This is a genomic window from Pedobacter nyackensis (assembly GCF_032678475.1).
Taxonomy (GTDB): domain Bacteria; phylum Bacteroidota; class Bacteroidia; order Sphingobacteriales; family Sphingobacteriaceae; genus Pedobacter; species Pedobacter nyackensis_A.
This window is the reverse complement of record NZ_JAVTSF010000001.1, coordinates 1-13723: the sequence shown is the minus strand read 5'-3', so window position 1 is coordinate 13723 and position 13723 is coordinate 1. Positions and strand designations below refer to the sequence as shown.

Sequence of the window (13723 nt, the reverse complement as noted above, 5' to 3'; positions counted from 1 at the left end):
TTTTGGATCATTAACATCCAGATTATGAAGTGTAGTTTTAATTTTTTACTTAAGCTAAAGACAAAAAAGATACTGGTAGAACTATGTTCTTCTCTCCTAATTCTATTGTTTTTGTATGCCGCTTTAATGAAGCTGATGACTTATCAGGACTTTGTTTCGCAGCTGGAGCATTCCCCGTTATTAGAATCCTTTGCCGGTATAGTGGCCTGGCTGGTGCCGGTTACGGAGATAGGAATTTGCGCGCTGTTAATTATACTGCGGCTAAGACGCCTGGGCTTTTGCCTGTCTTTTGTTTTGATGCTTGTATTTACCGCTTACATCATTTATGTGATCAACTATGCCCCTTACATTCCGTGCGCCTGCGGCGGCGTGCTCAATAGCATGGGTTGGGATGCTCACCTGGTCTTTAACCTGGTTTACTCAGGAATTGCCTTAACAGGTCTCCTTTTACATAAAAACATTCGTTTGCTGGAACGAACAGGGTAAGCCGAAAACCTGAAACAGAGTAGGCAATTAACCTAAATTTTCATTCAGATGAAAAGAACACTTTTATTTTCCGCAGTAGCAGTCTTATTGGCTGTAGGCGGAGCCGCAGCTTCAACGACCTTCGCAAATGAGTATTTTCCTGCCGGAGTACCGTGTGAAGGTACATCGACACCAACACCTCCCTGTACGCCGGGCGAAATTACCCTCTGTAAAGATGGAACCAAACAGTATTATTACACGCCAGACAATGGTATTAGCTGTCTTGAATTGAGAAGAGACTAAAACCTGTAATTTGGCCCAATAAAAGTGGTTGTGTTAAAACAACCACTTTTATTAACCTTAATCTTTGATTACTAAAACATCCATTTCAACTGTTCCTTTAGTCAAATACAAGCCTTTTTTTTCAAGCTCTACAACTAGATCCTTAAAATTACCCATATCTGCATGCAATGATAAATCTATATTGCTGTTCAAGCCTGTTTTGTCAATTATGGGCCATCCATGCAGCCTGGCATCCCATAATAGTTGTACTACTGCATTCACAGAAGTATTTATTAGATCGATATTCAACTTATCTAAGCGGTAGACTGGCTCACCTCCTTTAGTTGTTAAAACACTTCGCTGACCTTCGTTTAAGGTTAGTAAAAAGCAAGGCATGTTTTGTTTTTCAGTCGTCACATTGTATCCGAAATGCTTTTTGAGATCTTCCTGCATTGCATTTCGAATGGACTTCAGATCTGTTTTATCTTCCGGAACCATTAACCCATAATTATAAAGTCCTTGTTCCTTTATCATGCTAGTGATAAACAAACTAGTGTCTTTCAGTTTAAGTACTGGAACAGGCCATTGTTTACCATATAGCGAATCGTTAATGCCCCAGTCTGTTTTTCCGAGAAAAGCAATATTATACAATCTTCTTAACGACATTGCCGTTGTGCGATAAATGCTATCTCCTTCTTTAATCTGATCAATATTATAAACAGGGTGATCACTTGTCCATTTACTAAGCATTGAAGATAGCTGATTATTGCGATACTGACTACGAAAAAGCACGAAGGGATCTACTCTTCTCTCGTCTTTAGCTTTCTGCTCCAGGACATTCAGTTTTACCGAAAGACCAGGGGCGGCACCTGAAAGAAAGGATTTTAAACTATTTGAATTCAATTCCGAAGAATAAGTAATTGCGCGCACTACACCACTTGGGTCTATTAAAATAAGGTGCGGAGTTGAGGTTACACCAAAACGTTTAAACAAGACGGAATCAAATACCGCTGTAAGCTCCAGACCTTGCCTTTTGCTAATGCCGCGGTACAAATCTTCAATCCCTTTATTGTACCGTTGCTCATTATTCCCTACGAGTGCAAACTCGATTCTGTCTTTGAATTCTTTTTGTAGTGCGTTCATTTTTGGAAATGAGGAAATACATGAAGAACAACTCCTTGTCCAGAAATCCAGTACCAGCCATTTGCCTTTAAAATCGGCCAATGAGACTTTTTTCGTAGTTGAATCCATAAATCCAGTTAAAGTGAAATCCGGACAGGATGAGCCTATTTTTGGATAAATATTAAAATCAGATTGAGCACTTAAAGTGGTTGAATAAAAGATACTTAAGGTGATTATAAAAAGTGTTAGGTAATATATAGCTCTAGTCATAACAATTAGTTATACCCTGGATTTTGAACCATATTTACATTTATGAGGCATTCATTAGCAGGGATTGGAAAAAGTGCTGCTGTTGATACCCAAGCTGGCTTCACTTCTTTCAACACGGCATCAATTCGCCCCGTTCGTTTTAAGTCAAACCACCTATGTCCCCACTCAGAGAACAGTTCCATCCTCCGCTCCTTTTCGAGAACTAATAAAAAATCATCCTTACTGATATTTGGATTGAGTACACTAATTTTAGTGAGCCCTGCACGATGCCTGATTTCGTCTAAATCATCTATAGCTCCACTTAAGTTATTTTGCTTCGCTCTGGCTTCTGCCCTGATTAAAAATTGCTCTGCTAACCTAAGTACCATACTGTATTCGTTAAATGGCACTCCGCCAGTCCTAATTTTGTACTTATAGGGAAAATCCCAACTTCCATCGGCATTGGTAAAATTCCCTACCCATGCCGCTTTACGCTGATCGCCCACTTCAAATAATGCTGAAAACCCTTCTTTTAAATACACCGCAATTGGCCTGCCGATCAATATGAAACTAACTCCCTCATGTGTATTTAAAGTATTATTACTTACAGGTTTGATTTGCCAGATTGCCTCTTTACTGTTTTTTAGAAAAACATCAGCAAGTGGTGTAAGTCTGTAGATGCCATCTTTGGCTAAAACCTCATTAGCCTGGAGCTCTGCATTTACCCAATCTTGCTGATATAGATATACCCTTGCCAGTAATGCCGATGCAGCCCATTTGTTAGGTCTTATTCTTTCTGTTTTATCAATTGGATAATCTTCATGCAGCAAGCCTTTGGCCTGTTTTAGATCATCAATAACATAATTAAGTACGGTTCTATACGCAATCCTTTTGGCAGTTGTGTTCGCCCGGTAATCTGTGGAGTTGATATACGGGACATCACCATAAATATTTGCCAGATAGAAGTTAGAAAAAGCTCTCATAAATAATGCTTCACCTGTTAGTTGCTGCTTTAAACTTTCTGTTAAGGATGTACTTTGCTTCAACCCTTCTATTATAGCATTACTTTGATAAATTACATGGTATGCTTCCTGCCAAATATTATTTACGATTACGTTTTGCGGCAAAATAGTATTCTGGTAGATATCCTTTAAATCCTGAGCAGTGCTATAAGTATCAAATTCATCAGCTAACATTCCTGCCACCCTGGTAATGCTATTGGCACCACCTGAAGCAAAGTTATTACCGGCGCACAGAAAATAAATATTAGACATGGCTGAAATTGCTGTTGTTTCATTTGAAAACAAAATTGACTTGGTTGTTTGACCTTTAGGTGGATCTACTTCAATAAACTTTTCACATGATATTAACGATGTGACACAGATAGCTAAAAGTACTTTATAGATATTAGATAACTTTTTCATGATTTAAGATTTAAAATGTGAATTGAGCGCCAATCGTTACCGTTCTAAGCGGCGGCAACCCCATGCCTATAATTTCCGGGTCAAGTCCAATGTATTTGGTTAACGTATAAATGTTTTGTCCCTGCAGATATAATCTGGCTGAAGTGTTGCCAGGTAATTTATTAAGGCTGTATGCTAACTGGATGTTCTTAAGTCTTATAAAAGAAGCATCTGTAATTGATCTATCACTATCGATAAAGGTGTTGTATGCACTTGCAACCTTTGCATTTGCGCCTGTTGTAAGTCTTTGTACTTCGGCGTTGCTATCATTGTTTATCCAGCGCCCATCGTAAGCGCTTTGTGGCATATTATACATTTTTCCGAATGTTGTATTCCAGTAAGAAATAAAGTCCAGACTTTTCTGCTTCACAAATTGCAAGAGAAAACTGAATTGGAAACTCTTATAGTTAACTTCGTTGGTAAGGCCACCATAAAACCGTTGGCCCATTACCTCAAATACTTTTTGATCAGCACTTCTTGTGATCAACTGGTCACCATTCACATCTTGAAACTCCCATACCCCGGTTTCTTTATTTATCCCCTTGCTGCTGTATAGTTTGCGAATGTTTAACGGTCGCCCAACAACGTATTTGCTGGCATAGCTTGATCCCGCCAAACCTGGAAAAGAAACCAGTTTGTTTTTGGGAATGGTGATGTTAAATGAAGATGACCAGTTAAATACGTTATTCCTTAGGTTTGTTGTTCTTAATTCCAGTTCAAAGCCTTTATTCAGTACAGTTGCATTTAAGTTGTTTCTTACACTAGCAAACCCCGTTGTTAAAGCCAGGGGATATTTTAAAAGCTGATTAGATGATTTGTTCTGATAATAACCTGCTGTCAGATATACTCTATTGGCGAAGAAGCCCAAATCAAGTCCTATCTCGAATTTTCTATTCTTTTCCCATGCAAAGTCGGGATTAAACAAACGATTCGGACTTAAACCTTTTACATTAGCATAACCAATGGTAGATCTGTAAGTATCCAGATATTCATAATCGCCAATCTGGTCGTTCCCACTTAATCCGTAACTTAATCTTAGCTTGCCAAAGCTTATAAAAGTTAGCGACTTAAATAAAGATTCCTCCTGAAATAGCCATGCTGCACCAAGTGCTCCAAAGTTTGCAAACTGCCTGCCGGGACCAAACCTGCTAGAGCCATCTCTCCTTCCGGTTAGATTAAAAATATACTTCTCTTTGAAGTTGTAATTAAGCCTGCTAAAGATAGCACTGTACTTGTATGTGGAATTGTTTAACCCAGTTAAAGTTAGCTTGCCTGCGGAGTTTAAATCGTCAGCCAGATGATCGGCCGGAAAGCCTGTTCCCGTTAAGGTTTGCTGCTCACGGCTCTGCGTTTGAAAAGTGGCGCCAACAATCAAATTAAATGTACCAGCGCCAATAGCTTTTGTCCAATTAATTTGTGGCTCTGCTATCCATGATTTCATACTTGTTACGTTGAATTTAGACACCGTAGATGCGGATGTTCTATGCTCTGCAGGATCGTAGTAGCTTGAGGGGGTAATATTCCTGTCATTTAATCGGTTATCGTTAAAGCCAAAGCTTGTTTTCAGGAACAACCCTTTTACCGGTTCGTAACTGATGTTCATATTGGTTGTTAACAGGCTACCTTGGGCTTTAAAATTTCTTTCCCGAGCTTGCAGTGGATTTATCCAGGTGGAATTCTCCCAATTCAGACTTCCATCCGTGTTGTAAAGCATGGGGGCATTTGGAGGGAGCATAATTGCTAATGAAGTTAAATCATCCGAAAAAATCATGTTTTCGTCTGTTGAATAGGTTGATGTAATACTTGCTTTTAGCTTTCCATCTTTGCCGGTATGGTTGGCAGAGAAATGTGTAGCGTAGCGTTTGTAGTAGAAATCACCCGGAAAAACAGTTGTTTGACGGAGATAATTACCGCTTAACAAAAACTGAGTATTGCTATTGCCACCTGTAAGTGAAAGTTGAGCATTGTTATAGCGCGCATTACCCCCAATTAATTCCTTTTGCCAATCTGTATATCTATTCTTGTCCCATGTGCCGTTCACATCATAATCTGTAGCGGTTGGCGACTGGTTATCATTAGCAAAGGCTTCATTCCTCATTGCCTGATAGGTTTCGGTATTTAACAGCTTTACTTTCTTGCCCACGTTGCTTATGCCTGTATTGACATTGGCGCTAATCTGGGTTGCTCCTGCCTTTCCCTTTTTGGTTGTGATCAACACAACACCATTTGCCCCACGACTGCCATAGATTGCTGTTGCATCGGCATCTTTCAATACTTCTATGCTTTCAATATCAGCAGGATTTAAAGTATTAAAGGGACTTGAACCTGCTGATCCAAACAAAGCATCGGAAGTTTGAATGGAAGAGAGTGATTGAGATGAGAAAGGAACACCATCTATAATATAGAAGGGATTATTACCAGCATCAATACTACTTTTACCCCGAATCTGGACATTGATATTAGCACCAGCAACTCCAGATGTTTGCTGAATCTGGATTCCAGACATGGTGCCTTGTAGCGCTTGTAGTAAATTTGTTACGGGCTGCTTAGCTATCGTTTCCGAAGTTATTCTTGAGATTGACCCGGTACGCTCTTTATCTTTTACTGTGTAATATCCGGCATTGATCTCTACCTCGTTAAGATTGGTATTATCTGCCTCCAATTTAATAATCAAAGTATCTGTTAAGGGAACCTGAATATCGATGGTTTTGGATTTGTAGCTTAAATAAGAAACAGACAAGCTGTAACTGCCATTTGCAAGATTCACCATAAACTCTCCCCGATCATTACTTAGTACAGTTTGGTTGTTGGCACTTGTTTTAATCAATGCTCCAGGTAAGGCTTCGCCAGTTGAGGCAGAAATGACCTTACCCAATATGGCCTGATTTTTTAGTGGTAATTTGGATGGCAATTGCCCTGCGGCCGTTAAATTTAGGCAAAGCGCGGCCATTACGATGGTTTGAATCGTTTTAAACATAGTTGTATGTTGTTTAGTTAGCTGATAGGTTGTTTAGATTAAGCAGCGTGATGGTGTAAGCGCTTACACCACCCACAACTGCTATTACGGCCGTGAGAAAAGCCATGTGGATATTTTTGTTCGATCTCTGTTTGGTTAGCTATTTATTTTCTCCTACTGCTAAAAATTCATCATAAGTTAAGCCGTATTGCTTAGCGATTTTCCGGATCATTCGTTCTGTAGGATAACTATTCCCATTTTCCAATTCTTTATATGTGGAAACTGTGAGCCTCAGCTTTGCAGCTAATTCTAATATTGATATATCGTGTTTAAGTCTTAATTCAACGATTTTTTGTGCAGGCGTAAGGTTGATGGTACGTAACAGAGAGATCTTCATCAGTTAATTCAGTATTGAGTAAGCTAGTAGGATGTAAATGGCCTGTTTAATAAGGTGTGTTATAGATCAGTAATCAATAACTTACCATTGGCAAGATTACAACCTTATTCCGGTGGTCGGATAATGAGGACAAAGATCTTGTTAGTAAATGGCTTGGTCAGTTTCATATAAATTTGGTTAGTTACAATTTAATATGAGTCTAAGAAAGAAGATACGCAAAATGGCGTGAAGCTCAATTCATCGTTCTGGAGGTACTGGTATACCTTGACCACGACAAAAAGAGCCCACGCCATTTAGCGTGAGCATCTTCACCGTTGTCTTGGGTCTTGTAAATTACCAGTTTTCCAGATCAAGACTCTAGTGTAATGCTTCCAATATTTTTAGAAGAATTACAAAAATAGCATTACATTAATAATTTTAGTTAATTCATAATACTAAGATAAAAATTTATTTTCAATTATGGTCTAATTAGACCATTTTATTTTCTTTAAATCATCTCATCTTTCTTGCAAAGGATTTTTTACTATAAGTAAGATGGAAATGGATGACAAAGAAAGTATTAAACAACTATTTGGTGCTAGACTAAAGGCTATTAGAGAAGAAAAGAAGCTATCACTGAAAAAGACTGATGCTCAATCAGAATTAGATAGTAGTAATATATTTAAATATGAATCTGGCCAAAGAGATCCACAGCTTACAACTATAATTAAATTAGCTCAAGCTCTTAAAATCCACCCAAAGGAACTATTTGATATTGATTTTGGAATAGATTTTAGTAAGGATCTGAAATAATTGTGTATTTTATTAAAATCTATATGTAGATAGTGAGCTTGCCTGATGAATATTAGTACTACTGAATTTAAAATCAAATTGGGCTATCGTATTAAAACGCTTAGAATAAGGGCTAATCTAACTCAACAGGAACTTGCTACTAAAATGGGTTTTAAAGATAAGCAAGTAATTAACAGATATGAAATTGAAGGATCAAATCCGATGGCATATAGTTTATTACAATTATCAAGCGGTTCGGGGGGGGGAGTATCGAAGAGCTTTTTGTTTTTTCTTAATTTTTTTAAATCCTGAATTCGGTGGCAATAGATTTTTTTTCTAAAATAGAGGATTCAAAACTTAGAAATGATTTTCTAGACATTTCAATAGATATCTTTATCCAAAAAAAAAGTATAATTACACACAAAAATCTGGCTTTTAGTCAACTATTAGATGGTTGAATTGCCTTCTCATAAATTAAAACAATTTCTAGCATTAAATAATTCTGCGCTTTATGAAGATATTACATGTAGAATTTGTTATTTTAAACGAAAATCAATTTTTAGGAAATACCTATTTTAGATTCCTGTTTTTTGCTCCTATTTTTTGTAAGGTATAAAAGAAGTGATACAAAAATGGATGTACGTATAACGATTGTTTAACAATAAGGGTGATATACCCATTTTTAAAAAAGGAATATTCCGATTTTTCACGAACGAATACCATTTACTCTATTGATTGAAAAAAAAGCTGTAAATGGAAATTATAGAAATACGGGAATACGTTTGTTAAAATAACTCAAAATACAGAACAACAGTAAGTTTCATTAATGAATATTTGATCTTAACCACTTGATATGTTTTGTTAATCCATCCAGGTCTGGATAAACAGTTCCTGCGTTTATTCCAAATCTATTAAGCGTTGTTTTAATTGCCTTACGAATATCTTTATGAATAAGGACACTATCTAGTTCCTCCGGCTCCCATGGTTCATATGGTTTATTGTGCACCGTAAACAAACCTCCTTGTGCTATGATTCTATTATCCCAGTGTTTAGGAACAAACCGCTCAACAGTGTTGATTTCAAATGGATCAAAAACACTATTGAGTCTCACCTTTGACAGTGCTTTATGAATGTAGATCCTAGAAAATTCAGTTACATCAATATCTTCGAAACTTTCTTCAACCGCAAAATATATTGCAATTAATGGGTTCTTTGTCCAATCCAATAATCTAGTTGGTAAACCATGATGTTGACCAATAGCTAAAAGCTCCAAATTATCATCCTTATAATCTTTAATAAAAGGATAGCCTTTATTTCTAAAAATATTTAGAAGAAACTTCTCATCCTCCACTTTTAATCTATTTCCATCCTTTCTTTTAATTCTTCCAACAGAAGGAATCAGTTTGTGTTCAGAGTTACGAACGCCACGAAATATTAGGTTACCCGTGTTTTCTGTGTATAATTTTAAGAAATCGTAAAAGCTGTCAATTGAACTTATTTCCATATATATTCGAAATATAAATCTATAAAGATAATAGGCTAGCCAATTCTTCGAATGAGGACACTCCTTTAATTTCAGTAGTATCCAGCCATTCTATCCCACTGTTTGGAACATAACTAATTATACCAGTATTAAAATTATGTTTCTCACTAAAATGTTCCAACTCCACAAACCACTTCATTGGCAATTTTTTAAGTCTCACAATTTCTTGAAAATCATTAGATAGCTTATTTATAGATCCACCTTTTTGAATAAGTAAAAGCAAACCTAAGTTGATACTTTTAGCTACTTGTAGATATCCAACTAATTGTGAATAGTCCTTTAAACTTAGTTGATGTAGAAATTTGGCTTCGATCAAAATTAATCTTGCCGGCTTGTGTTCTTGACAAATCGCAAATACTATATCAAGTTTGAGTTTGGGTACATAAACGTTATCAGGTTTAATCTTTATTTCACTATTTGCCTCTAAACGATCGATCAGATTATCTAAAGTATTATTGCAAGCATAATATATCTTATATCTCTTATCCAGATAAGTTGAAAGGTATTTACTAAATTTTTCGGAAAATTCCTCGTAAAAACTTACCTCATTCATTTTCTAATAATTTAACAGTTAATCCCGATGTGTTAACTCTTTTCTTAATCAAGGATTGATTCAAGCTGTTAATAACTGATGAACAGATAAACGCTCTTCCATTAACTGGATTCGACACAAAAATGGGGCTATCAAGGTCTTTATCTATACTCATAACATCAACAATCTGCTCTAAGTTCCCCTGTATGATTAGAACCATCGAACCTTTATGACGTTTTCCATTTAACTCAGTGGAAAATAGATATGCTAGACCTTGATCAATTCCTGAAAACGAAATAAAAGCTTCCGAATCAATTAGTGTTCCTATTTTATATTTTGAAGATGAAATCTCCTTATTTGGAAAAGAAGAATTAAGCATATTTAAAAAAACTTGCTCTAATTCATCGGAATCTCCTTTAGAAAGTCGCGGGAAGAAATTTATTAATTTCTCTTTATTGTTAACCAATTTTTGTATTTCAGAATATGGAGCATGAGGGCAATTCAACACCGCGCAGAAATGATGATAGTGGAAAAATATCTTATTTCTGACTTCAGGGGGAAGTTCTGCAGAACCCTGCTGACTATGAATACTAATCGGGTTAACGGCCCCCAACTTCCTTAAATAACAAGGTAATTGTTCTTCTTTAACTTGCTTCTTTTTTATCTGATTAATGTCAGTCGATTTTGCCTGCAAAGCAAACGAATGCTGAGTCAAAAAAGATTTTATTAGAAAACGAATCTTAAATCCTTTTTTCCAACCTGTATAATTAGGATCTGATCCAGAATGTTGATTCGGATGATTGTATAGTATTTGATCAGTTATAGAGCCCAAATCAGTTAACCAAGCACATAACTGAACAACAAATTTAAAGTTCTTTGTGCTCCCCGGTATCTCTACCGATACAACTGGCGCATCATCGTTAAATCTTCGATGTGATAAAGTTAAGCTCGCCCGCGTATCGAAAATTCCTGACAAAAAACTTTCAACGTTAACGCCTGTTAATTGAGTTTTAATCTTTGTTAAGTCGACAGAGTTCAAAAGAAAACCGCCAGTTGGTAAATTATATTCAACTAAATCATCAATTAGAGGACTGATATCTGCGCCATTAATTGGCTTAATTAACCATTTGTTATTGCCAATTTCATAAGTAACATTGAAACTATAAGTAGAATTGAAATTACTGCAAATTTTAATCAAGATATCGGCTGCAATGATATTCATTCTCTTCGGATCCATCCCCCACTTTTTAAAAGGCAAGTCGATAACAAACGTACTAACATCAATTTTCCCTCCGCCAACTAGTAGACCAAGTAAATAAGCTTTGATATGATTCATACTAAGCATTTTCTATGTGTTTGCTTAGAGCTTTTGCAATAACCCATCCAAAAACGGGTGGAACGGCATTACCGATAACTTTGTAGGCATGAGCAATAGTTTTGAAAGGAAATACGAAATCATCTGGAAATGACTGGATCCTTGCAATTTCTCTAATTGTAAATCTCCTGTCTTCAAAAGGATGAGTTATACCACAATTCTCTGGTTGTGCAGAAGCAGTAATCGTCCCATTAATTTCACCGAGAGCAAATCTTCTATAAAAATTAGGTGCATGGTATTTTTTAGGATTATTCCATATTTTAAGAAATCTTTCTGACATATCAGCGGGATCCATACTCTTCCAAGATTTACCTTTGCTAATTGTATTTGATATATCTTGCAAAGGAACATTCTTCTTAAACTTAATCAATGCTTCTTTGCCATCCAAACACGGTGCTATTTTATCAACCATATATTGACCCCCAGGAGAATACTTCCAATAGTCATTCTTTTGGGGAGCATCCTCTGGAATATCACAAAGAATTGAGCCTAGATATAATTCATAAGGTTTTTCTTTTTCATTTGGCAGATCATATAGTTTTACGACATCATTAAGAAGATTATAATCGAAATAACCTAAGTCTTCTCTAATCCCTACAATAATCAGCCTCTGCCTATTTGAGGGAACACCATAATCACATGTTTTAAGAAGCTTATAATTTGTTTTGAAGCCAAGTTTTTCCGTACGTCTTACTATTTCGTCTGGAATACTTGTACCATCTTCCATTTTTGATGACATTATACCCTTGACATTTTCAAAAATAAAACCAATTGGTGGGTTCTCTCGTGTGAGTGCATGTTTTAATAAATTCTCACATTCTTCGAATAGATTACCTCTTTCATCATTGATTCCTTTTCTTAAGCCTGCATTAGAAAAAGGTTGACATGGAAACCCAGCTATTAGAAAATCAAAGTCTGGGATATCGGAGTTGGAAATATTTTTCACATCATCTTTAATGAGCTGATGATCTCCAAAAAAAATAGTGTTAGCATTATAAACCAATTCTGCCGCTGGATCAATATCATTAGCGAACTTTACATTAAATCGATTCTTCTCAAAATGACGATTCTTAAAGTTAAAACCACCAGAGAACCCTAAATCTAAGCCACCACAGCCACTAAAAAGAGAAACAACTTTAAATATTTTTTTTGAATGATCGGATTTATATTTTTTACTATAAAGAGACACATGCAACGATTCTTCATTCATTGGTATTTCTAATATATCATTTTCGAAGGTGTTATACATAATAATTATAGTTTTAATTTAGCTTGAGTAATAGACTTTTGACGAATATATTTTACTTTTTCTTCTGCTAATTGAAAGAGCTCAGAGCAGTTAGATTTGTTATAGATGATAAATGCGATCTTTTCACTTAAATACTCCTTATCAAGAGATTTTTTATCGAGTTTAAATATTCTTGCTAGTTTTGGAAGAATATCTTCTGGTACCGATCTTTTATTGTTTTCAATCTTTGACAGTGTTGACTGATCTATATCGAGAGCTGCAGCAAGCTTAGTTAATGTAAGATTATGTTCCATCCGAAGCTTATGGATGTATTCTCCAAATGTTTCTTTCATTTTCTTGATTTTTTAGCCTTGACAATTTTGTCAAAAATATAAAAAAAACAAAAGAAATGCCAAATTTTTTAGCATTAAATATTAAAAAAAAATTAAGCACTCAAAATCAGATATATAATTTAGTTAAAGGATGCTGGGGTAAAATATAAAATCATTAATTGGAAATGCGATACTGTTCATCCCTTTTAGTAAACGCCAAAATCACGGTCTTCTAAAATTTCGCATACGTGTTCGCGAATTCCTAAAGATTCCAAAAAATCTGTGATTCACCAATTTTCAAAAGTCATTTTCGTACTGAGTTAAACAATTCAAATAACTTGGTAAACTCTAAATTCAAAAGGATTGTCCAAATTATAGTATTTTTATACTATAGTTTGAAAACTCATGAATCCGCTTCCATCCAATTCGTCATTACCTATAAATCTTTTGGCTTCTTGCTTTAACATTACCTCTGCAACTTACAAGTTTTATTGGTTTATTTCACTTATTGAAGCAGTTGAGCTCGGCGAGCATTATATAAAAAACAGGATCTATTCGCAAGAATGATAACCAATGCATTTTATACCTTCAAAAGAGTAATCCGAATGTTCCTGATATCCCGAACAAGCTTGTTAAGGCTCCATTAAGAAATAGTACAAAGACTTTTGGGATATTGTAATCCAATGCAATGGGCCTGTTGATTGCATCTACACAAATAAACAGTTTAGTATAGGTGATTATGTGGTAGAACATTTTATCCCTTACGCTTTTGTATCTCATGATCCGCTCTGGAAGCTAATACTTGCTGATAAAAGTTTTAATAGCAGTAAGTGTGACAAGTTCTCCTGCCTCAGTATCTTGTGATCAGCACGCTAAACAACTCTAATAATAACCTCCTCAAACCATAATACGCAAATGAAAACATCATCACAAAATACATCATACTCATTATGCTAATATCTGTAAAATTGAGAATCACATTGTTTTTCTGGATATTCCGTTATATAG

Annotated in this window: 14 protein-coding genes; 5 read left to right on the top strand and 9 right to left on the bottom strand. The window is 35.7% G+C overall.

The features are described from left to right. Positions 1-24 precede the first annotated feature (24 nt). A complete protein-coding gene (locus tag R2Q84_RS00060; RefSeq protein ID WP_316814466.1) occupies positions 25-486 on the top strand; it encodes a MauE/DoxX family redox-associated membrane protein in 462 nt (153 codons plus the stop codon). Positions 487-534: 48 nt separating this feature from the next. Then, on the top strand, positions 535-768 hold the full coding sequence (locus R2Q84_RS00055; protein ID WP_316814465.1) for a hypothetical protein: 234 nt from the start codon (positions 535-537) through the stop codon (positions 766-768). A gap of 57 nt (positions 769-825) precedes the next feature. Here R2Q84_RS00055 and R2Q84_RS00050 read toward each other — a convergent pair whose 3' ends face one another. From R2Q84_RS00050 to R2Q84_RS00035, 4 genes are all read right to left on the bottom strand, one after another. Beyond that, on the bottom strand, positions 826-2139 hold the full coding sequence (locus tag R2Q84_RS00050) for a redoxin domain-containing protein (RefSeq protein ID WP_316814464.1): 1314 nt from the start codon (positions 2137-2139) through the stop codon (positions 826-828). Positions 2140-2144: 5 nt separating this feature from the next. Further along, positions 2145-3542 carry a RagB/SusD family nutrient uptake outer membrane protein gene (locus R2Q84_RS00045; RefSeq protein ID WP_316814463.1) on the bottom strand — a complete coding sequence of 466 codons (1398 nt, stop codon included), beginning with the start codon at positions 3540-3542 and terminating at the stop codon, positions 2145-2147. Positions 3543-3552: 10 nt separating this feature from the next. After that, positions 3553-6558 (bottom strand): SusC/RagA family TonB-linked outer membrane protein, encoded by a 3006-nt coding sequence (locus R2Q84_RS00040; protein WP_316814462.1) that lies wholly within the window; start codon positions 6556-6558, stop codon positions 3553-3555. Positions 6559-6697: 139 nt separating this feature from the next. Further along, on the bottom strand, positions 6698-6934 hold the full coding sequence (locus R2Q84_RS00035) for a helix-turn-helix transcriptional regulator (protein ID WP_316814461.1): 237 nt from the start codon (positions 6932-6934) through the stop codon (positions 6698-6700). A gap of 540 nt (positions 6935-7474) precedes the next feature. Between R2Q84_RS00035 and R2Q84_RS00030 the strand changes: the two genes are divergently transcribed. Together R2Q84_RS00030 and R2Q84_RS25235 are read left to right on the top strand one after the other, a co-directional pair. Then, positions 7475-7726, top strand: a complete 252-nt coding sequence (locus R2Q84_RS00030; RefSeq protein ID WP_316814460.1) for a helix-turn-helix transcriptional regulator — start codon at positions 7475-7477, stop codon at positions 7724-7726. Between the two features lie 45 nt (positions 7727-7771). After that, positions 7772-8017 (top strand): helix-turn-helix domain-containing protein, encoded by a 246-nt coding sequence (locus tag R2Q84_RS25235; protein WP_410478396.1) that lies wholly within the window; start codon positions 7772-7774, stop codon positions 8015-8017. A gap of 511 nt (positions 8018-8528) precedes the next feature. Here R2Q84_RS25235 and R2Q84_RS00025 read toward each other — a convergent pair. Genes R2Q84_RS00025 through R2Q84_RS00005 form a run of 5 tightly spaced genes read right to left on the bottom strand, consistent with a single transcriptional unit; the run spans position 8529 to position 12736 of the window. Beyond that, positions 8529-9209, bottom strand: coding sequence for an FRG domain-containing protein (locus R2Q84_RS00025; RefSeq protein WP_316814459.1), 681 nt, complete (start codon positions 9207-9209; stop codon positions 8529-8531). Between the two features lie 19 nt (positions 9210-9228). After that, entirely contained in the window at positions 9229-9801 is a 573-nt protein-coding gene (locus R2Q84_RS00020; protein WP_316814458.1) for a hypothetical protein, read from the bottom strand. After that, entirely contained in the window at positions 9794-11116 is a 1323-nt protein-coding gene (locus R2Q84_RS00015) for a hypothetical protein (protein WP_316814457.1), read from the bottom strand. Before R2Q84_RS00015 ends, R2Q84_RS00020 begins: the two co-directional genes overlap by 8 nt. 1 nt (position 11117) lies before the next feature. Next, on the bottom strand, positions 11118-12404 hold the full coding sequence (locus R2Q84_RS00010) for a DNA (cytosine-5-)-methyltransferase (protein ID WP_316814456.1): 1287 nt from the start codon (positions 12402-12404) through the stop codon (positions 11118-11120). Positions 12405-12409: 5 nt separating this feature from the next. Beyond that, entirely contained in the window at positions 12410-12736 is a 327-nt protein-coding gene (locus tag R2Q84_RS00005) for a helix-turn-helix transcriptional regulator (RefSeq protein ID WP_316814455.1), read from the bottom strand. Positions 12737-13387: 651 nt separating this feature from the next. On the opposite strand from R2Q84_RS00005, the gene R2Q84_RS25230 reads away from it, so the two are divergent. Then, positions 13388-13579 (top strand): HNH endonuclease domain-containing protein, encoded by a 192-nt coding sequence (locus R2Q84_RS25230; protein ID WP_410478407.1) that lies wholly within the window; start codon positions 13388-13390, stop codon positions 13577-13579. Positions 13580-13723: the final 144 nt, after the last annotated feature.